At 72.5% G+C, this 17,993-nt stretch carries 21 protein-coding genes; 5 read left to right on the plus strand and 16 right to left on the minus strand.

Annotated elements, in window-relative coordinates; all coding sequences use genetic code 11:
* Window positions 1–35: 35 nt before the first annotated feature.
* From ACIBEA_RS11540 to ACIBEA_RS11590, 11 genes are all read right to left on the minus strand, one after another.
* Window positions 36–1,718, minus strand: a complete 1,683-nt coding sequence (locus tag ACIBEA_RS11540) for a class I adenylate-forming enzyme family protein (protein WP_399259632.1) — start codon at window positions 1,716–1,718, stop codon at window positions 36–38.
* Window positions 1,719–1,865: 147 nt separating this feature from the next.
* Window positions 1,866–2,744 carry a prephenate dehydrogenase/arogenate dehydrogenase family protein gene (locus ACIBEA_RS11545; RefSeq protein ID WP_399259633.1) on the minus strand — a complete coding sequence of 293 codons (879 nt, stop codon included), beginning with the start codon at window positions 2,742–2,744 and terminating at the stop codon, window positions 1,866–1,868.
* Window positions 2,741–4,903 (minus strand): aminodeoxychorismate synthase component I, encoded by a 2,163-nt coding sequence (gene pabB / locus ACIBEA_RS11550; RefSeq protein ID WP_399259634.1) that lies wholly within the window; start codon window positions 4,901–4,903, stop codon window positions 2,741–2,743. The genes ACIBEA_RS11545 and pabB overlap by 4 nt, the downstream gene beginning before the upstream one ends.
* On the minus strand, window positions 4,900–5,196 hold the full coding sequence (locus ACIBEA_RS11555; protein ID WP_399259635.1) for a chorismate mutase family protein: 297 nt from the start codon (window positions 5,194–5,196) through the stop codon (window positions 4,900–4,902). The genes pabB and ACIBEA_RS11555 overlap by 4 nt, the downstream gene beginning before the upstream one ends.
* 215 nt (window positions 5,197–5,411) lie before the next feature.
* Window positions 5,412–5,618, minus strand: coding sequence for a hypothetical protein (locus tag ACIBEA_RS11560; protein WP_399259636.1), 207 nt, complete (start codon window positions 5,616–5,618; stop codon window positions 5,412–5,414).
* A 32-nt stretch (window positions 5,619–5,650) separates the two neighbouring features.
* Window positions 5,651–5,845 carry a hypothetical protein gene (locus ACIBEA_RS11565; RefSeq protein ID WP_399259637.1) on the minus strand — a complete coding sequence of 65 codons (195 nt, stop codon included), beginning with the start codon at window positions 5,843–5,845 and terminating at the stop codon, window positions 5,651–5,653.
* On the minus strand, window positions 5,842–6,177 hold the full coding sequence (locus ACIBEA_RS11570; RefSeq protein WP_399259638.1) for a hypothetical protein: 336 nt from the start codon (window positions 6,175–6,177) through the stop codon (window positions 5,842–5,844). Before ACIBEA_RS11570 ends, ACIBEA_RS11565 begins: the two co-directional genes overlap by 4 nt.
* Window positions 6,174–6,335 carry a hypothetical protein gene (locus ACIBEA_RS11575; RefSeq protein WP_399259639.1) on the minus strand — a complete coding sequence of 54 codons (162 nt, stop codon included), beginning with the start codon at window positions 6,333–6,335 and terminating at the stop codon, window positions 6,174–6,176. Before ACIBEA_RS11575 ends, ACIBEA_RS11570 begins: the two co-directional genes overlap by 4 nt.
* Entirely contained in the window at window positions 6,332–6,622 is a 291-nt protein-coding gene (locus tag ACIBEA_RS11580) for a hypothetical protein (protein WP_399259640.1), read from the minus strand. Before ACIBEA_RS11580 ends, ACIBEA_RS11575 begins: the two co-directional genes overlap by 4 nt.
* A 167-nt stretch (window positions 6,623–6,789) precedes the next feature.
* Window positions 6,790–7,527, minus strand: a complete 738-nt coding sequence (locus ACIBEA_RS11585; RefSeq protein WP_399259641.1) for a GntR family transcriptional regulator — start codon at window positions 7,525–7,527, stop codon at window positions 6,790–6,792.
* A gap of 164 nt (window positions 7,528–7,691) precedes the next feature.
* On the minus strand, window positions 7,692–8,975 hold the full coding sequence (locus ACIBEA_RS11590; protein WP_399259642.1) for an MFS transporter: 1,284 nt from the start codon (window positions 8,973–8,975) through the stop codon (window positions 7,692–7,694).
* A 98-nt stretch (window positions 8,976–9,073) separates the two neighbouring features.
* Between ACIBEA_RS11590 and ACIBEA_RS11595 the strand changes: the two genes are divergently transcribed.
* On the plus strand, window positions 9,074–10,000 hold the full coding sequence (locus ACIBEA_RS11595) for a LysR family transcriptional regulator (RefSeq protein WP_399259643.1): 927 nt from the start codon (window positions 9,074–9,076) through the stop codon (window positions 9,998–10,000).
* A gap of 16 nt (window positions 10,001–10,016) precedes the next feature.
* Here the strand turns inward: ACIBEA_RS11595 and ACIBEA_RS11600 are convergent, their stop codons facing one another.
* On the minus strand, window positions 10,017–11,048 hold the full coding sequence (locus ACIBEA_RS11600; protein ID WP_399259644.1) for a LuxR C-terminal-related transcriptional regulator: 1,032 nt from the start codon (window positions 11,046–11,048) through the stop codon (window positions 10,017–10,019).
* A gap of 166 nt (window positions 11,049–11,214) precedes the next feature.
* On the opposite strand from ACIBEA_RS11600, the gene ACIBEA_RS11605 reads away from it, so the two are divergent.
* Window positions 11,215–12,348, plus strand: coding sequence for an acetyl-CoA carboxylase biotin carboxylase subunit family protein (locus ACIBEA_RS11605; RefSeq protein WP_399259645.1), 1,134 nt, complete (start codon window positions 11,215–11,217; stop codon window positions 12,346–12,348).
* A gap of 420 nt (window positions 12,349–12,768) precedes the next feature.
* On the opposite strand, the gene ACIBEA_RS11610 is transcribed toward ACIBEA_RS11605, so the two are convergent.
* Window positions 12,769–13,500: an alpha/beta hydrolase gene (locus tag ACIBEA_RS11610; RefSeq protein WP_399259646.1), complete on the minus strand. Its 732-nt coding sequence runs from the start codon at window positions 13,498–13,500 to the stop codon at window positions 12,769–12,771.
* Between the two features lie 114 nt (window positions 13,501–13,614).
* Between ACIBEA_RS11610 and ACIBEA_RS11615 the strand changes: the two genes are divergently transcribed.
* From ACIBEA_RS11615 to ACIBEA_RS11625, 3 genes are all read left to right on the plus strand, one after another.
* A complete protein-coding gene (locus ACIBEA_RS11615) occupies window positions 13,615–14,763 on the plus strand; it encodes an adenosine deaminase (RefSeq protein ID WP_399259647.1) in 1,149 nt (382 codons plus the stop codon).
* A gap of 139 nt (window positions 14,764–14,902) precedes the next feature.
* Window positions 14,903–15,190 carry a hypothetical protein gene (locus tag ACIBEA_RS11620; protein WP_399259648.1) on the plus strand — a complete coding sequence of 96 codons (288 nt, stop codon included), beginning with the start codon at window positions 14,903–14,905 and terminating at the stop codon, window positions 15,188–15,190.
* 148 nt (window positions 15,191–15,338) lie between these two features.
* On the plus strand, window positions 15,339–16,103 hold the full coding sequence (locus ACIBEA_RS11625; RefSeq protein WP_399259649.1) for a hypothetical protein: 765 nt from the start codon (window positions 15,339–15,341) through the stop codon (window positions 16,101–16,103).
* 6 nt (window positions 16,104–16,109) lie between these two features.
* Here ACIBEA_RS11625 and ACIBEA_RS11630 read toward each other — a convergent pair whose 3' ends face one another.
* From ACIBEA_RS11630 to ACIBEA_RS11640, 3 genes are read right to left on the minus strand one after another with little or no spacing between them, the layout of a single operon-like run.
* Window positions 16,110–16,316 (minus strand): PspC domain-containing protein, encoded by a 207-nt coding sequence (locus ACIBEA_RS11630; RefSeq protein WP_399259650.1) that lies wholly within the window; start codon window positions 16,314–16,316, stop codon window positions 16,110–16,112.
* Between the two features lie 37 nt (window positions 16,317–16,353).
* A complete protein-coding gene (locus ACIBEA_RS11635; protein ID WP_399259651.1) occupies window positions 16,354–16,962 on the minus strand; it encodes a VanZ family protein in 609 nt (202 codons plus the stop codon).
* Window positions 16,963–17,005: 43 nt separating this feature from the next.
* A complete protein-coding gene (locus ACIBEA_RS11640) occupies window positions 17,006–17,614 on the minus strand; it encodes a PH domain-containing protein (protein WP_399259652.1) in 609 nt (202 codons plus the stop codon).
* Between the last annotated feature and the right edge of the window lie 379 nt (window positions 17,615–17,993).

Here is a 17,993-nt window from a genome sequence, read left to right on the forward strand (position 1 = left end):
CCGGCCCGGGACAGGGCCGTCCCATGTGGTTGCGCTCAGCCCGCCGCCGCGAGGGTCTTGCCGTCGCCGCCCAGCAGGTAGGACCCGAGGTCGGCGTACTTCTCGCGCAGCTTGCGCTTGAGCACCTTGCCGGTGACCCCGACCGGGAAGTCCGACTCGTCCGCGGCGACTTCGAGCAGCCGCAGCGTCGGGTGCCCGGCCGCGGCCAGCGCCTCGTTGGCGCGCACCAGCAGCTTCTCGACGTCGTCCGCGCCCTCCTTCGTGGTCACCACGGCCACCGGGACGACGGCCTCGCCCTCGCCGCCCGCGACCACCGCGACGTCCTCGAAGGCGGGCACGTCGTTGAGCAGGACCTCCTCCATGAGCACCGAGTACGCCGGCCCCTGGGCGGTCTGGATCTGGTCGGCGGCGCGGTCCACCAGGAAGAAGTCGCCGTTCGCGTCCTTGTAGGCCATGTCGCCCGGCAGCCAGTGCCCCGCCAGCTTGTAGCGGTAGGTGGTCGCCGAGTCGCCCCAGTAGCCGGGGGTGATGGCCGGACCGCGGGCGGCCAGGAAGCCCACCTCGCCGATGTCGGCGTGGCTGCCGTCCTTGCGCAGGATCGCCACCTCGGCGACGCCCACCGGCTGGCCGGCGCAGCGGTCGTTGCGCTCCGAGTCCCGGGTGCGGATCTTCAACAGCACGCCCCAGCCGAGCTCGGTGGTGCCGAGCCGGTCGAAGAACTGCGCCGAGTCCAGCTCCGGCGAGCGCAGCGAGAGCACCTTGTTGATGTGCGCCTGGTGGACGGCGTCACCGATGGACACCCAGGAGTTGACGCTGTCCAGGGCGCCGTCCGCGCTCTCCAGGGAGGCCAGCTCGGCGTAGGAGTGCGCGAAGGCCATCACCGCGGTGGGCCGGTGCGCGGCCACCGTCGCCGCCAGGTCGGCGCCGTCGCGGTCGCTGTGCGCGACCACCGGGGTCCCGGCCAGCACCGCGTACACGGTGAAGGCGATGCAGCCCAGGTGGGACTGCGGGAGCGCGGTCAGCATCAGCGCGCCCGGGTTCTCCTTGAAGTCGACCAGCCGGAACTGCGGCCCCGCCACGATGGTCTTGTGGGTGTGGATCGTCGGCTTGGGGCGACCCGTGGTCCCGGAGGAGTGCAGGATCACCACCGGGTCCTCCTCCACGTGCTGCCAGTACGCGTCCTGCTCCAGCCGCGCCGCCGGGGGCGCCGGCAGCTCCTCCTCGGTCTGGGTCCAGTCCAGCCCGTCCAGGATCGTGCTGGTCGCGGCGAGACCGTCGAGGCGGGCCCGGTCGGCGTACAGACCGACCGGGGCGGTCTGCTCCAGCAGGGACTCGGCGATCGCCGGGGTCGCCTTGCTGTTGATGAGGACGGCTATCGCACCGATCTGGGCGATCGCGTAGAAGTGCACGGAGTAGGCGAAGGAGTCCTCGAACCAGACCGCGACCCGGTCCTTGGGCTGCACGCCCTGGCCGAGGTACCAGGCCGACCAGGACTGGGCGAGCTGCTCGATCTCCGCGAGGCTGTAGTCGTACTGCTCCACCCCCTCCAGATTCGTGATCGGCCGGGTGGAGTGGACGAAGGGGGTCGTCGGGCTCGGGCTGGCGGCGAGCGCGGAGCGCAGCAGGTTGCCGCCGCCGACGCTCCCGTCGGCCGCGAGCGCGGCGCGCTGTGCGGGGTTGAGAACGGTGTCGGCGAAGCCCGGGCGGGAGTCGGTCATGTCTCTCGTGCCTCTCGGTCGGATGACGGAACGGGATGCTGAACGGGGCGTCGTGCGCGTGCCGTACGGGCGCCGCGCGGGCGCTGTACGGGGGAGGTTCGGGGCGGTCCGGGGGCGGTCCGGGGGCGGTCCGGGGGCGGTCCGGGGTCAGACCGAGGCGAAGATCCGCGCGCAGAGCTCGCGGTAGTTGTCGAGTTCGGCGCCGAGGGCGCCGCGGACCGTGGCCATCAGGGCCGCGAAGTCGGCCTCGTCACCGTCCTTGACGGTGTCGGCGAGCCGTCGGGCGGCCTCGGCCAGCGCCGCCCGGGCGCCCGCGGCCTGCGGGTTGGCGGCCTGGACGTCCCAGTACACCTCCGGGGTGCCGGAGGAGACGCGGGCGAGCAGCGAGGCCAGGGTCTTGTGCGGGGGCGGGGCGATCCGCCCGACCTCCACGCTGTCGGTGCCGAGCCCGTGCAGGGCCAGCCCGAAGGAGAGCACCGTGGCGTGGGTGAGCGCCTGGGAGACGGCGGTCAGCCGGTCGTGCTCGACCGCGTCGACCCGGACGACCCGGGCCCCCCAGGATTCGACCAGGCCCAGCAGTTCGGTGGTGAGCGGCCCGTCGTAGGTCACCGACGCGGCCACCACCCGGCCCTCGAAGCCGAGGGCCGGGGCGAACATGGGGTTCAGGCCGAGGCCCTCCACCCCGTCGAGGTGGGCGCTCAGTTCCTCGGCGATGCGCTGCTTCACCGAGAGCGTGTCGACCAGCAGGGTGCCCGGCCGCATCGCGGCCGCCACCCCCTTGATCGAGGCGAGCGCCACCGGCTCCGGCACCGCCAGCATCACCACGTCGGCGAGCCGCAGCTCCTTCTCCAACGCCGGTGAGATGTCGGTGATGTCCCCGTGGATGCGGCGGGCGCCGCCCGCCGCCGGCTCCCCGGCACCCGCCGGGTCCACCACGCAGATCATGATCCCGCTGCCGAACAGCTTCTCGGTGAAGAGCCGACCGACGGCGCCCTGCCCGCCGACGATGACCGCGCGGCGGATCACGCCGCGCTCCCGGTGCTATGGGACGCCAAGGGGGCCTTGGTCGGGGGGAGTTGGGCAGGGGCGGCGACCGGGTGCAGCGCGGTGCCCACCACGGCCTGGACCATGGCACGGGACTTCACGACCGTCTCCTCGAACTCCTCGTCGGCGTCCGAGAGCGCGATGACCGCGCCGCCGACACCGAAGGTGACCCGGTCCTCGGTCGCCACCAGGGTGCGGATGACGATGTTCAGGTCGGCGGCCCCGGAGAGCGCGAACCAGCCGAGTGAACCGGAGTACACCCCGCGGGCGCCCTCCTCCAGCCGGTCGATGATCTCCATCGTGCGCACCTTGGGCGCGCCCGTCATCGAACCGCCGGGGAAGGCGGCCCGTACCGCGGTGACCGCGGACTCGCCGTCGCGCAGCGTGCCGCGCACGGTGGAGACCAGCTGGTGCACCGGGGCGTACGTCTCCACGTGGAACAGCTTGGGCACGTGGACCGAGCCCACTTCGGCGACGATGTTGAGGTCGTTGCGGATCAGGTCCACGATCATCAGGTTCTCGGCCTGGTCCTTCTCGTTGCCGAGCAGGTCCTGGCGCAGCGCCTCGTCCTCGGCGGGGGTGGCCCCGCGCGGCCGGGTGCCCTTGATGGGCTTGGACTCCGCGGTGCGGTCGGTGCCGATGGTCATGAACCGCTCGGGCGAGCCGCTCAGCACCGACACCCCGGGGAAGTCGAGGAGCGCGCCGTAGGGGACCGGGCTGATCCGGCGCAGCGCCGCGTAGGTCTCCAACGGGTCGATGCGCGCCTTGACGGCGACCTGGTTGGTCAGGCACACCTCGTAGCTCTCGCCGTCGTGGATCTCCTGGTGGATCTCGGCGATCCGCTCCAGGTAGCCGGCCCGGTCGTGCCGCATCCGGATGATGTCGGCGAGCGCGGGGTCGGTCATCCCGGTGGTGGCGAAGCTGCGCGGCGCGGCGGCGCCCGCGGCCCCGGCCGGAGCCGGCCCCAGCGCCATCAGGCGGGCGGCCGTACGGTCGAGCCAGTCGGCCGCGTCGGCCTCGGTGGCGTCGCCGCGGGTCAGCGCGAGCAGGTAGGTGGCGCCCTCGGCGTGGTCGAAGGCGACCATGCGGTCCGCGAACAGGAGCGCCGCGTCGGGGGTGTCGGCCTTGTGGGCCCCGTGGCCGCCGGTGTCGGCCTTCAGCTCGTAGCCGAGGTAGCCGACGTAACCGAGGTTGAACTCGAAGGGCAGCCCTTCGGGGACCTCGATGTGCCGGCCCGCCAACTGCTTCTCCAAGTAGTCGAAGACGCCCTCCTCGACGAGCTCGTCGCGCCCGTCCCGGCGCTGGACGCGGACGGTGTGCTCCAGCACCTGGTAGGTGAGGTACTCGGCGAGGGGGCCGGTGCCGTCGCCCATGAAGGAGAACCGCGAGAGGCCCTCGGTGACGTTGCTGCTGTCCAGCCAGAAGCCGTGGTCGTTGCCGGCGAACAGCTCCCGGTACGCCTCCTCGGTGTCGGGCAGCATCGCGACCTTGCGGACCTGCACGGCGTACGGGGCCGCTGCCGCGGTCGCACCCGCGGTGCGGCGCGCGCCCTCGGCCAGGGCCAGGTCGCGGAAGTTCGCCAGGAGTTCGCGCCCGTACCCGCTGCTGATCGACTCGGGGTGGAACTGCACCCCCCAGACGGGCAGGCTGCGGTGGCGCACCGCCATCACCACGCCGTCCTCGGTCCAGGCGGTCGGCTCCAGCTCCTCGGGCAGCCGGATCGCGGCCAGCGAGTGGTAGCGCACCACCGGATAGGGGGAGGGGATGCCCGCGAAGATCTCCCCGCCGATGTGGGTGATCTCGGAGACCCGGCCGTGCATGGGCTGCGGCGCGTGGCCGACCTCGCCGCCGAAGAGGTGGCAGATGCCCTGGTGGCCCAGGCACACCCCGAGGACGGGCAGGCCGCCCTCCAGGATGGCGCGGGCGCTGATGCCGAAGTCGCGGGCGCGCTCGGGGCGGCCGGGGCCGGGGGAGATGACGATCGCGTCGTAGTCGTCCATCGACAGCGTCGACCAGTCGGTCTCGTTGGTGACGACGACCGGCGGGCGGCCGTTCACCTCGCCGAGCAACTGGTAGAGGTTGTAGGTGAACGAATCGTGGTTGTCTATCAGGAGAGTTCGCATCGTGCGTGGAGTGCTCATGATCCGATCACCAAGTCCTCGACCCGGCAGGTCTCCTCGATCACCAGGTCATAGAGTGCGCGCAGGAAGTCCCGGTCGATTCCGTGAGCGGTCCCGAAGGCCGCGGCACGTTCCTGGACCAGGCCGATGCGGTGCGGCTGCATCATCGGAATGCCCTGGTCCTTCTTCACGAGGGCGATCTCGACACATACGCCGATGCGCGCCCGTAAGTCCTCGAGGAGCCGCTCGTCGATCCGGTCGAGCTTCGAGCGCAACTCGTCTATTCCGGCGGTGGCTTGCGCCGTGCCCGTCATGAACTACCTCCCGGTCGGTCCCGTCACGGATATCGCTTCATGCACACAGCGTGACGCGCCGGGAGGGCGCGGTGAAAGGGAGACCAAGCCTCAGGTCTGCGCACTGCGCATGAGTGAACGTTCCTGCGTACAGGCCCCGGAACGCACCGAAGGCCCCCCGCCGGCCTCAAGGAACTGAGGGGCGCGGGGGCCTCCGGTCTTCTCGGTGCACGGGGTCAGCGGGCGAAGACGAACCCGCGCTCCGGCCGTCGCCCACGCGCCGCGGTGACCTCGGCCAGGGCATGGGCCGTGATATCCCCACCGGCCTCGTCGACGACGCGCCAGGCACCCGCGACGTCCCCCTGGCTCACCGGCTCGACGGCCCCCCGAATCCCGAAGCGCCGCATGGCGGCGTGCATCTCGTAAGCCTCAGCAGCGGTCATGTCCTTGCCCCTTTCGCGCGCGTGCACGGAGATTACCCCTCGCCTTCGCCCTCGCCGTGCGTTGCGCAGTTCCCGGGGTTGATCGGGCCACACCCGCCCGGCACGGGGGTGTGAGAGCAGTTCGCGGCCACGGTGACGAGCGACTTCTTCGGCCCGACCCACAGCTCTGCGTCGGGGGTGTACCCGGCTTGCTCGATCAGCGCGATCGTGCGGACGAGGACGATCACCGAGCCTGTTCCTGTGTCTGCCGTGCGCGGCGGCGGGCTTGGTGCTGGTCTTCTTCGGCGAGGAGGTCGCGGATCGCTTCGGCGAGGGCGACGGCCTTCGGCCAGCCGTCGGGGAGGCGGACCGCGATGTGCCACGCGGCCAGGGCGGCCGCGGCCTCCAGGGTGCGGCGGCCCTCGGCCTGGAAGTGGAAGCACCGCACGCCATGAGCGACGAGGCTGCCGCCGTCACCCAGGTACGCCAGCCACTGCGCGGTGACCGCGCCGTCCGGCGGCTGCTCGGCGTGAGCGAGTACGTACGCCGCCTGCTCGGCGAGCCGCGACTCCCGGCTCACCGCGCGCCCACCCGTACCGGCTTGCACGCCGGGTCCAGGAGATCGTGCGCCCAGTCCGAGGGGCGGGCGCCGGACGCCGAGTGCCGGATGAACTCCCGCCCGCCGGTGCGGATCGGGCGGTCGCACACGGCGCAGATCCGCGTGCCTGCCGTGCTCACAGCCCCACCAGGGTGTCCGGCGCGGCCGTGAACTCCAACCCATTGGCCGCCCTGACGTACGCGGTCCGGGTGTGCTTCGGGGACCCGGCGACCGTGCCGACGAACTCCTCGACCACGGCCATCAGCTCGCCCTCGCGGTCGGATTTGGGGTCACGGACTTGCCGGTGCAGCAGGGGGTGCCCGACGTGCCCGAAGGTTTCGTTCGCGGCAAGCAGCATGCCCACCGACATCACCTGAGCACCGCTCTCGGCATCGACCACGATCTCACCAGCACGAATCTGACGCATGCAGATCACTCCTCCGGAGGGAAAGGGGAGGCCTCAACCTCCCTAGGGAAGATGGAATCAGAATCTCCCTAGGGAGGTCAATGTCCTTTGCTTCGCCGCCACTTCGCCGCCCCTGTCGGCACAACGAAAAAGGCCCACCGAAGTGGGCCTTTGCGCTGGTGAGCGTTCTAGCTCTGGAAGTTGTACTGCATCACGTAGGAACCGGCGTCGAGAAGCATGTGGTTGACCTCTACCGGGTTTCCCTCAGCCGTGAGGGCCGTCCGGTAGATCTCCACGACCGGCGTACCAGGCAGCAGGTCAAGGGCCTCGGACTCCTCCGGACTGGGCATACGGGCCCGCAGCTCCTCCACGAAGTCGACCGGCCCTCGACCGATGTCGGCGAGCCGGGCGTAGACACCGCCGGGGCCGGGGTTCGGTTCGGCGATCGGAGTGCTCCGCACCAGGTCCGCAGCGAGATACGACGTGGCCTTCTGCACCGCCGAGCCCTCCACCACGTAGCGGCGACTACGTACCAGCACCGCCGCGCCCTCCTCCAGGGCGAGGGCGCGCGCCACCCAGCGCGGGGCGACGGACTCGTAGACCTCGATGTCCACGACGTCCATCGGTCGGCCGCTCACATCGGCGGACCAGATCGAGTTCCCGGAAGACCACTGAGACTGGGCCAGACGCTCGGCCGCCACTCGGCGGATCGGCTTGAACTCGCGAACGTACGTCCCGGAACCCGGGCGCGAGAAGGCAGCACCTTCGCCGATGAGGAGCTTCAAGGCGTTGGCCGCCGTCATCTTGGCCACGCCGTACTGCTTGACCAGGGCTGGTTCGCCGGGCAGCCGAGCACCGGGACCGAACTCGCCGGAGTCGATCCGTGCCCGCAAGTCGTCGGCGATCTGTCGCGCCGTCTCGGGCATGATCGACCTCTATTTCTCCCTAGGGTGGTACCACGTTAGCCAACGTCCTGCGGGTTCGCTAAGCAGCTGCCCAGGCATCCGGTGCGTTCGCGGTGGCCCAGGGGGACGAGCCGCTGAGCACGGGAACCCGCGCAACGCCCGACCGGCCCGAAGGGGCGCGGTCGTCAGCGGGCGACCGCCGCCAGGTGCATGCTGCGGCGCTCGGCGCGGGCCGCGTGGGACCCGTACAGGGTGATCGACACGACCCCCGCCACGGCCAGCAGGGCGATCCCTACCGTCGCCGCCCAGCCCCCCGAGTGGTAGGCGAGCGCGCCGAGCGTGCCGCCCGCGCTGCTGCCCAGGTAGTACGCCGACTGGTACAGCGCGGAGGCCTGCGCGCGGCCGGTCTTCGCGGTCCGGCTCACCGCGGACGAGGCCACGGCGTGCCCGGCGAAGAAGCCCGCCGTGATCAGCACCAGCCCCGCCAGGATCGCGGGCAGCGCGTCGGACAGCGACAGCAGCAGACCGAGCGCCGTCGTGGTCACGGCGAGGTAGAGCGCGCCCCGGCGCCCGGTGCGGGCCACCAGCTGCCCGGCGGCCGCGGAGGAGACCGTGCCCACCAGGTACACCAGGAAGATCGACCCGATCACGCCCTGTCCCAGCGAGAAGGGCTCCTCCACCAGGCGGTAGCCGATCACCGTGTACACCGCCCCGAAGACGGTCATGAACAGCGCGCCGATCCCGTACAGCCGCAGCAGCAACGGATCCCGCAGGTGCCCGGCGACGGTACCTCGCAGCGCCCGCGGGTTCAGCGAGGCCGGGCGGAAGAACCGCGCCCGGGGCAGCAGCACCAGGAAGGCCACCGCGCAGGCCAGCGACAGCACGGCGACGGTGAGCAGCCCGGCGCGCCAGCCCCAGGCCTGCGCCGCCCAACCGGTGACCAGTCGGCCGCTCATCCCACCGATGGAGTTGCCCGCGACGAACAGACCGATCGCCCCGACCAGCGCCTTCGGCTTCACCTCTTCGGCCAGGTAGGCCATCGCCGAGGCGGGGATGCCCGCGATCGCCGCGCCCTGCACCGCGCGCAGGACCACCAGCCACTCCAGGTTCGGGGCGAAGGGCACCAGCAGCGCGACGGCGACGGCGGTCACCATCGACCAGGTCATCATCCGGGTCCGGCCGAACCGCTCGGACAGCGCGCTCAGCGGCAGGACGAAGAGGGCGAGCGCGCCGGTGGCCGCGGACACGGTCCAGCTGGCCTGACCCGCCGTCACCCCGAAGCCGTCGGAGATCGCGGGCAGCAGCGCCTGGGTGGAGTAGAGGAGGGCGAAGGTCGCGAGACCGGCGGCGAAGAGCGCGAGGCTCATCCGGCGGTAGCCGGGGCGGCCGGGGGAGCGGGGCTCCGGAGCGGGGAACGGCAGGGCGGAGGCGGCCACGGTGGTGGACGCCCCGGTATGAGCGGGAGGCATACCTCGAAAATAGGCCCCTGGTTTTTATGCGTCCAATGCGCGGATTGGCGATAATTGATTCATCCACGCATGAGTGCAGCTCAGGGGAGCGCCTGTCAATGACTCGTTACGAAGAAGACATGAGCGTGACAAGTTCGCTGGCCCCGCGCCTCGCGTACTTCGTCGCGGTCGCCCGGCACGAGCACGTCACCCGGGCCGCCCAGGAACTCGGCGTGCCGCAACCCACCCTCTCGCGGGCGATCGTGCGCCTCGAACGGGACCTGGGGGTCACCCTGTTCGCCCGCAAGGGCCGCACCGTCGCCCTCACCACCGCGGGCCGCACCTTCCTCGCCTCCGCCGAACAGGCCCTCGACGGCATCGCCCGCGCCGCCGCCTCCCTCCAGCGCGACGCCGACCCCGAGGCCGGCAAGGTCGCCTTCGGCTTCCTGCACACCCTCGGCCCCGAAACCGTCCCCGGACTCATCCGCGCCTTCCGCGTCGACCACCCCAGGGTCCGCTTCTCCCTCGTGCAGAACTACGGCGAGGCCATGCTGGAGCGGTTGCGCGCCGGCGAGCTCGACCTCTGCCTGACCTCCCCGCTGCCGGACGCCCCCGATCTGGTCGCCCGCCGCCTGGACGAACAGCGGCTGCGCCTGGTCGTCCCGGACGACCACCGGCTCGCCGGCCGCAAGCGGATCCGGCTCGCGGAAGCCGCCGAGGAAACCTTCGTCACCCTGGAATCCGGCTACGGGCTGCGCCGGATCACCGACGACCTGTGCGCCGAGGCGGGCTTCACCCCCCGGGTCGCCTTCGAGGGCGAAGAAGCCGAGACCCTGCGCGGCCTGGTCGCCGCGGGACTCGGCGTGGCCCTGCTGCCGCCGCCCGCCGTACCCCGCCCCGGCGTCGTCGAACTGACCGTCACCGCTCCGCGCGCTGTCCGCGAGATCGGCCTCGCCTGGCTCGACGGCCACCCCGACACCCCGCCGGTGGCCGAGTTCAAACGCTTCCTGCTCTCACGCCGCGGCCGCCTCATCCCCGAACTCTGAGCCCGCCCCCCGAAAGCTACCCCTCCCCCTCCTTCTCATCCTTCTCCACATTGACGCTGGCCAAGAGGTACCCCGCGTGGAAGCGGGACTTCGCCCCCACCGCCCGCATCACCTCCGCGATGTGCCGCTGGCACGTCCGCTCCGACATGCCCAGGCGCCGCGCGATGACCTTGTCCTCCAGGCCCTCCGCCAGCATCCGCACGATCGTCCGCCGCAGCCCGTCCGACAGCGACCGCGCCTGGTCCGGGCTCACGCTCGACGCGAAGGGCTCCGCCTCCACCCAGGACCGCTCGAACGCCTCCGTCATGAAGTGCACGACCGCCGGTTCGCGCACCAGCAGCGCCGCCCCGGCGATGTCCGGGACCGCCATCAGCGCCGTGCGGCCGTCGATCACGATCATCCGCATCAGCCCGTCCCCCAGGGTGCGGACCTGCGCCCCGCGCGCCGTCATCCGGTCGACGTACGCCGCGGTCGGCCGGGAGTAGCGCGCCGTGTGCTGGTAGAGCGTGCGCATCCGCACCCCGCGCGCCAGCACCGACTCGTCCCGCCCGATCGCCTCCTCCAAGGCGTCCGCCGGACGCCCGCCGCCCGGCTGCGAGGTCAGCACCTCCCGCTCGCAGGAGGCGACCAGCTCCGTGATCAACCCCCGTACGGCGCCCAGGTCGGTCACCAGCTCCAGCGGAGCCAGCCCGCCCAGGTCCCGCCGGGCGGCCCCGGCCTCGTACTCCGGCACCAGCGCGTCCAGCCGCCTGCGCACGGTCTCCATCTCGTCGTGCGTCTCGCGCACCCGCAGCGCCAACGGGGCCAGCGCCCGCGCCACGGCGGCCCGCGGGGACACCGCGCTCCACCGCTCGGGGCCGTCGCCGGCCGGCCCCGCCGGGGCGGGCTGGAGTAGCTGGGCGGCCACCAGTTCCGTGATGGCGGCCGCGGCCCGCGCGCCCAGGGCTCCCGTGGCCTCGGCCGCGTCGAAGGCGTGCCGCTCGACGGCGTACGCGTACAGGCGCCGGGCGGCCGGACTCAGGTCGGCCGTTTCATCATCGGCAGGCATAGGCATATTCGTCCCGGAATCTCCTGAGTTGTAAACCCCTCGGGTTCTCGCACGGCACCAAGACGACGCCTGGCCGCGGCCCCGCGGCATATGCCGAACCGGCACAGTGGACCCACGGCAGCGGCCCTCCGGGGGGAGGCGCGAGCCGGACCCGGGGGTGGACACGGTGCAGAGCGAGAGCGCCAGACCCGTGGCCATCCTGCTGAGTCCGCGCCCGGCCGTGATCGCCGCCGCCCGCCGAGCGGGTGCGCGCCCCGTGGTGGTCGCGCCGGTCGCGTCCGTACCGTCCGTCCGAGAGGGGGCGGAACGGCCGGTACGGACGGACTGGCGCGACCACCGGGCACTGACCGCGGAACTCGCCCGGCTGGCCGCGGTCCGCGGCGGCCGGGCCGCCGTCTTCGGCTTCGACGCGGCCAGCGCGCTCGCGGCCGCCCGCGCCAACGAGGCGCTGGGCCTGCCCGGCACCCCCAGCGGCGCGGTCACGGCCCTCATGGACAAGGCCGCCCTGCGCGCCCGCACCAACACCCTGCTGCACCCCGGCCACCCCGTCTCCTTCGCCCGCTGCGGACGCGCCGACCTGCTCCCCTTCATCGCCGACCTCATCGGCTACCCGTGCGTGGTCAAACCGCGCGCGGGCGCCGACGGGGAGGGCGTGCGGGGGCTGACCGGCCCCGCGGACGCGCGCGCCGCCGCCCGCGCCTACCCGGAAATCACCGACCTGCTCGTGGAGGAGTTCCTCGAAGGCCCCGAGCTCACGGTCGAAGCGCTCTCCCGGGCCGGCCGCCACCGCATCCTCGGCTGGAGCCACCGCCTGCCCGGCCCCCGGCTCACCACCGCGGGCCACCAGCTCCCGGTGCCCCTGGACCCCCGCCCCGCCGCGTCCGTACGGGCCCTCGTGCGCCGGGTCCTGGACCTGGCCCGGCACCGGGACGGCCCCTCCCACACCGAGGTCATCCTCACCGCCCGCGGCCCCCGCCTGGTCGAGGCCCACGCCCGCCCGGGCGTCCTGGAGCCCGACCTGCTGCGCCTCGCCACCGGCATCGACGTCCTGGCCCTCGCCATCGCCGCGGGCCTGGACCTCCCGGCCCCGCCCCTGCACCCCCGTGCGACCCACGCGGGGGTGCGCTACGTCGACTTCCCCCCGGCCCCGTCCCGCCCCACCGCCCTGGCCGCGGCCCGCGCCGTCCCGGGCGTCCTCCGCGTCCACCTCTCCCACCCCCACCCCTACATCCTGGCCACGGCCCCCACCGCCACCGCCCTCACCACCACCCTCACCCGAGCCACCTCCTTACTCCGCTGAGATCAAGCCCCGCCGGCGCTTGAGGCGTGGCCCCGGGCGAAGCCCATCCCAGCCTCGCCGGCGTTTGAGGCGCGGGGTCCGGGGCGGAGCCCCAGGAGCCCCGCAGGGAACAACGACCCTGGCGGGCCGCCCCGGGCTCTGCCCGGGCCCGCGCCTCAAGCGCCGGCGGGGCTGGAGTGGGCCAGCTCCGACCGGAAGGGTCCCGGGGCTCTGCCCGGGCCCGCGCCTCAAACGCCGGCGGGGCTGAATTGCGCCGCGGGGCTGGGATTCGCTTCGGCTGAGCCATCCCAGCGCCAGCTGGGCGGTTCGAGGCGCCGCACCCGCGGGCCGGCCTCGGCCCGATTCAGCCTCGCCGGCGTTTGAGGCGCGGGGTCCGGGGCGGAGCCCCGGGAGACGGTGCCTCACCGGCCCCGCCGGGGGTCACCCCCGCAACGACCGCCCGAAGCCGGAACCCAACGGCATGCGCAACCCCAACGGCGGCGGAGCCGCCAACGCATCCGTCACCGGCCGCGAATATCGCCCCGAACACACCGTCCCGAGGACGAAGTCCACGGTCAGCGCGACCACTTCGGCCCGATGCTCCCGCAGCCCGTGCCCGTCCGAATGCACCTCGAACCGACACGTGGCCCGGTTCGCCTTCTTCGCCCGCGTCGCCAGCCGGAACGACGACTCCGGGTCGCTGCGCGCGTCGTCGGTGCCGTGCACGATCAGGACCTGCCGCCCCGACAGCTGTTTCACCGGTTCCGGATCCGCCCCCGCCACCGCCCCCGCCACCGCCTCCGGCAGACAAGGCGCCAGCGCCACCACGCAGTTGACGGCCTCGTGCCCGGCCGCCGCCAGCGCCGCCCGGCCGCCCGCGTCATAGCCGACGAGGCACACGGGTACGTCGCCGTAGCGTCGTAACGCCTCCTCCACGGCCCACCGCGCCGCTTCCTGGCGCCCGTCCGCACCGTGCTGGACGGTGTGCGTGACCAGCCCCTGCGTCCCGCCCCCGCGGGCCAGCGCCCGCGCGAGCGGCCGCAGGGGACCGGGGAAGAATCTGGATGCCCCGGGGAGCAGGAGCACCACACCATTGACCGTCGAGCCCGAGCCGTTCGCGCCGGCCGCCCGCCCCAGGCGGGCCCCGCGCGCCGGCGGCGCATGCTGTGCCATGGCGGAACAGTCTCAGACCGACAGGTGTACGCCACCCGTCCGCACGGTCACTGTTACGTATCGACCCTGGCCGCCTGCCCCGTGCTCTACGCGCGTAGGAGCTAGAGTGCCCAGATGACGAGCGAGACCCCCAACCTGCCCACCCCAGATCAGATCCGCCGCTCCCCGAAGGTGCTGCTCCACGACCACCTCGACGGTGGACTGCGCCCCGGGACCATCATCGAGCTGGCGCACAAGGTCGGCTACGAGAACCTTCCCGAGACGGACGCCGACAAGCTGGGCGTCTGGTTCCGCGAAGCCGCCGACTCCGGCTCCCTGCCGCGCTACCTGGAGACGTTCGCGCACACCTGCGCCGTCATGCAGACGAAGGAGGCCCTCTTCCGGGTCGCCTCCGAGTGCGCCCAGGACCTCGCCGAGGACGGCGTCGTGTACGCCGAGATCCGTTACGCTCCCGAGCAGCACCTCGAAGCCGGTCTGACCCTCGAAGAGGTCGTCGAAGCGGTCAACGAGGGCTTCCGCGAGGGCGAGCGTCGCGCGCGCTCCAACGGCCACCGGATCCGCATCGGCGCCCTGCTCACGGCGATGCGCCACGCGGCCCGCGCGCTGGAGATCGCCGAGCTGGCGAACCGCTACCGCGACAACGGCGTGGTCGGCTTCGACATCGCGGGCGCCGAGGCGGGGTTCCCTCCCACCCGCCACCTCGACGCCTTCGAGTACCTCAAGCGCGAGAACAACCACTTCACCATCCACGCGGGCGAGGCCTTCGGTCTGCCGTCGATCTGGCAGGCCCTGCAGTGGTGCGGCGCGGACCGCCTCGGTCACGGCGTGAAGATCATCGACGACATCGAGGTCGCCGCCGACGGCTCGGTCACGCTGGGCCGGCTGGCCTCGTACGTCCGGGACAAGCGCATCCCCCTGGAGATGTGCCCGAGCTCGAACCTGCAGACGGGCGCGGCGCTCTCCTACGCCGAGCACCCGATCGGGCTGCTGCGCAAGCTCCACTTCCGGCTCACGGTCAACACCGACAACCGGCTGATGAGCGGCACGAGCATGAGCCGGGAGTTCGAGCACCTGGTCGACACCTTCGGGTACTCGCTCGACGACATGCAGTGGTTCACGGTCAATGCGATGAAGTCCGCGTTCATTCCTTTCGATGAACGACTGGCGATGATCAACGACGTGATCAAGCCCGGTTATGCGGAACTGAAGTCGGAGTGGCTGTTCCAGCAGACCGCTTCGACCAGCGGTTCCGTCTCGGCGTAGGCCATGGCGTGACGTACTGAAAGCGCCCGGGAGGAGCAATTCCCGGGCGCTTTCTCATATTTAAGGATGTTTGCAGGAGGGGGTTCGAAGTGACTAGTTTGCGGAGCCGCTCAATTCCCTGCCGCAAGGACGATTCTTCATGAAGCAGTCAGCTGCCAAGACCCTCGGTGTCGCCGTCATCGGTGCCGCCTTCGCCGCGGCCGCCGCCGGTACCGCCTCCGCCGCCGTGCCCGCGATCGGCGTCGCCGACGCGCTGGGTACCGTGACCGCCGCCGCCCAGGGCGTGACCAGCCAGCAGAAGGTCGCCCCCGGTGAGGAGGCCCAGTCCGGGCAGAGCGACCCGGCGGAGGCCCTCAAGCCCGTCACCGGTCTCCTCGGCGGCCTGCCGACCAGCAACCTCCCGGGCGGCCTGCCGCTCGGCGGCTGACCCGACGCGCGCGAAATCGCACACGGATCCGCACGTACACACGCGGGGCGCACACCTCTTCGACGAGGTGTGCGCCCCGCTGTGGCATGTGCCACGATCACCCCGAACTGCCCATCCACGCACGGGGTATGAGGTCGAGGACATGCGCATGAAGGCACGAGCCATCGCGGTCGCGTCGCTGGCCCCCCTGCTCCTGAGCGCCGCCGTCGGATGCATGTCCGCGGGCGGCCCGGCAGCCGACAAGGGGCCCGACCCGAAGGGCTCCGCGGCGACCCGGGGAGCCTCCGGCGCCCCCGGGTCCGAGGGTGCGCCCGCGAGCGCCTCCGCCGCGCCGCGCACCGGCACCGTGCTGGAGAAGTCGGCCCTGGAGCAGGGCGACCTTGTCGGCTACCAGATCTCGGCCCAGGGCAAGAACCCCAACGCCCCCGCCGGTCAGCCGCAGGCCGACAAGAAGGCCTGCCAGCCCCTCGCCGATGTCATGGGCGACAAGCCGGACCCGGCCGCTCGCGAGACGGTGAACCGGGGCGTCGGCTCCCAGACCCAGGCGGGCCTCGCCATCTCCGACTCGGTCAGCTCCTACGGCGAGAGCGACGCGAAGCAGCTCATGGCCCGGCTCAAGGCGGCCGTCGCCGCCTGCGGCGCGGGGTTCAACGCCACGATCCAGAAGCAGACCGGCAGCTACCGCGAGGTCAAACCGGTCGCCTACCAGGCCGGGGGCGACGACAGCGTGAGCTGGACGGTCGTCGCAGCCGCCCAGGGGGTCTCGGCCCACGTCCACCTGGTCCTCGTACGCCAGGGCTCGACGATCGTGCGGCTGATGGCGCTCAACGTCGCGGACGCCCAGCGCAAGGCGGAAGTGCCGCACGACCTCACGGACAAGCAGGTCCAGAAGGTCAAGCAGACCGTCCGCTGACGGCGCCTACCAGGCGCCGGACCCGGCGCCGCTCTTCTCGTTCGGCAGGACCACCCACAGGGCCAGGTAGATCAGGAACTGCGGGCCGGGCAGGAGGCAGGAGACGACGAAGATGAGACGCATCGTGTTGGCGGAAAGCCCGAAGCGTCGCGCCAGACCGGCACAGACTCCGCCGATCCATCGTCCGTCACGGGGGCGGGCAAGGGCGCTCATGGTTTCTCCTTCGTCGGGATCGCTTTCTTGCGATGCCTCAATACTCCCGGTGAATCGCCGACAGGACCTCGGTCCAGGGGCCGATACCGACCCTGGCAACTCTCGGGGTAGGCCCCTGAGAACGCACCGGAGAAGGCGCGGGGGAGTCGGGCCGCGACGCGACCCGCTTCCCGGAGCGCCGCAGCCGGGCGCGCAGGGCCGGTACGACGGCCAGGTGGGCCAGCGCCACGCCCACCACGTTCAGCAACACCGAGTCGACGTCGACCACCCGGCCCGGCACCGCGGTCTGGAGCATCCCGATGCTCACGGAGACGAGCGCCCCCGCCGCGACGGTCCGGGTCATCGAGGCCCACGCGGCCAGCGGCGACGGCGCGAGCCGTCCGCTGACCAGTGGCAGGAGCACCCCGAGCGGCGCGAGCAGCACCAGCGACGAGCCGATCCGCTGCGCGGCCTCCAGCGGCCCGGCGGCCAGGTCGGCTCTGATCCCGGCGAAGGGGGTCAGATTGGCGGAGGCGGCCCATGGCACGTCCAGGGGTCGCAGGGTCACCCAGGCGACGAGCAGGAGGTGGGCGGCCAGCAGACCGCCGCCCACGAGCCGGAGCCGGAGTTGAATGGCGGCGCTGCCGCCGGCTTCATGACGCTGCACACCTGCGAAGACGCACCAGCCGGTAGCCGCGGTTCCGGCCGGTTCAGCGTGTGGCGAGGAGCACGATGAGAGCGACCGCTCCGATGGCCGCGGGCGCGATGATCTCGTACGACCAACGCACCCGCACGCTGCCCTGCGCCCCGGCGCGCGAAGCCCCGCGCTCGGCCAGCTCCGTCAGCTCGTGCACGGCCTTGTCCGCCCCGGCCTGCACCGCGTCCTTGGCGCCGGCCCCGGCGCCCTGGGCGCGCCCGGCCCGCCGGTTCGCCTTCTTCCGCTCGCGCAGCGAGACCGGAATGGACCACAGCTGGTACGTGTCCCCCTCGGCCAGCGCCTCCGCCGAGAACCCGGCGCGCACCGCGTCCACGGCGGCCCAGGGCAGCTCGATGGTGCGGAAGGGGTTCCGCACGCGCATCCGGTTGTCGTTCGCGAAGACCGCGGGTCGCAGCGTGAACGCGACGATCAGCGGCACCGCACACAGCAGCACCGCCCCGCCGATCAACGGCGCCGACCCGGCCCCCCGCACCAGCGCGTCCCCGCACAACCAACCGACCAGCGCCAACATCAGCACGCCGGTCACCATGGCCATGGGGGAGCGATAGACCCGGTCGTCATAGACCGGCTCGTCGGCAGCAGGGGGCACGGGGCTCGTCATGCCCCCGATTCTGCCGCACGACGACTGCGGGGGCGGTCGGGGGCGGGCGCGGCTCAGCGGTGGTGGGGGCGGGGGGCAGTGGTGGGCGCGGCTTCGCCGCGGGGGGCGGGTGCTTCGGGTGGGGCGGGGTCGGTGGGGTTCCGGGGGCTGCCCGTCAGTTCAACTGTCTCTCCGTGGGGCCGTGACCTGTCAAGGGCGCTCCCTGCGGTCGCGTCGCTGCGCGATGGCCTGCGGCCACCCTTGACAGGCCCCGTCCCCACGGAAAGCCAAGAACTGTCGGGCCGCCCCCGGGGGAAGGCATGGGGGACCGGATCCTGTGCGACTGGATTCCGGACACCTAGGCATGGGCTCCGAGTGCGGCCCTGCCGCGCCCTCCGGG

This window comes from Streptomyces sp. NPDC051555, assembly GCF_044454405.1.
Lineage (GTDB): Bacteria > Actinomycetota > Actinomycetes > Streptomycetales > Streptomycetaceae > Streptomyces.

What these genes read in the sequence shown, in the direction of transcription:
- ACIBEA_RS11625 (WP_399259649.1), top strand. Translation starts at nt 15,339, where the DNA reads ATGAAGGCACGAGCCATCGCGGTCGCGTCGCTGGCCCCCCTGCTCCTG.
- ACIBEA_RS11610 (WP_399259646.1), bottom strand. Translation starts at nt 13,500, where the DNA reads ATGGCACAGCATGCGCCGCCGGCGCGCGGGGCCCGCCTGGGGCGGGCG.
- ACIBEA_RS11640 (WP_399259652.1), bottom strand. Translation starts at nt 17,614, where the DNA reads ATGACGAGCCCCGTGCCCCCTGCTGCCGACGAGCCGGTCTATGACGAC.
- ACIBEA_RS11615 (WP_399259647.1), top strand. Translation starts at nt 13,615, where the DNA reads ATGACGAGCGAGACCCCCAACCTGCCCACCCCAGATCAGATCCGCCGC.
- ACIBEA_RS11620 (WP_399259648.1), top strand. Translation starts at nt 14,903, where the DNA reads ATGAAGCAGTCAGCTGCCAAGACCCTCGGTGTCGCCGTCATCGGTGCC.
- ACIBEA_RS11600 (WP_399259644.1), bottom strand. Translation starts at nt 11,048, where the DNA reads ATGCCTGCCGATGATGAAACGGCCGACCTGAGTCCGGCCGCCCGGCGC.
- ACIBEA_RS11555 (WP_399259635.1), bottom strand. Translation starts at nt 5,196, where the DNA reads ATGACGGGCACGGCGCAAGCCACCGCCGGAATAGACGAGTTGCGCTCG.
- pabB (WP_399259634.1), bottom strand. Translation starts at nt 4,903, where the DNA reads ATGAGCACTCCACGCACGATGCGAACTCTCCTGATAGACAACCACGAT.
- ACIBEA_RS11580 (WP_399259640.1), bottom strand. Translation starts at nt 6,622, where the DNA reads ATGCGTCAGATTCGTGCTGGTGAGATCGTGGTCGATGCCGAGAGCGGT.
- ACIBEA_RS11595 (WP_399259643.1), top strand. Translation starts at nt 9,074, where the DNA reads ATGACTCGTTACGAAGAAGACATGAGCGTGACAAGTTCGCTGGCCCCG.
- ACIBEA_RS11560 (WP_399259636.1), bottom strand. Translation starts at nt 5,618, where the DNA reads ATGACCGCTGCTGAGGCTTACGAGATGCACGCCGCCATGCGGCGCTTC.
- ACIBEA_RS11630 (WP_399259650.1), bottom strand. Translation starts at nt 16,316, where the DNA reads ATGAGCGCCCTTGCCCGCCCCCGTGACGGACGATGGATCGGCGGAGTC.
- ACIBEA_RS11585 (WP_399259641.1), bottom strand. Translation starts at nt 7,527, where the DNA reads ATGCCCGAGACGGCGCGACAGATCGCCGACGACTTGCGGGCACGGATC.
- ACIBEA_RS11590 (WP_399259642.1), bottom strand. Translation starts at nt 8,975, where the DNA reads ATGCCTCCCGCTCATACCGGGGCGTCCACCACCGTGGCCGCCTCCGCC.
- ACIBEA_RS11540 (WP_399259632.1), bottom strand. Translation starts at nt 1,718, where the DNA reads ATGACCGACTCCCGCCCGGGCTTCGCCGACACCGTTCTCAACCCCGCA.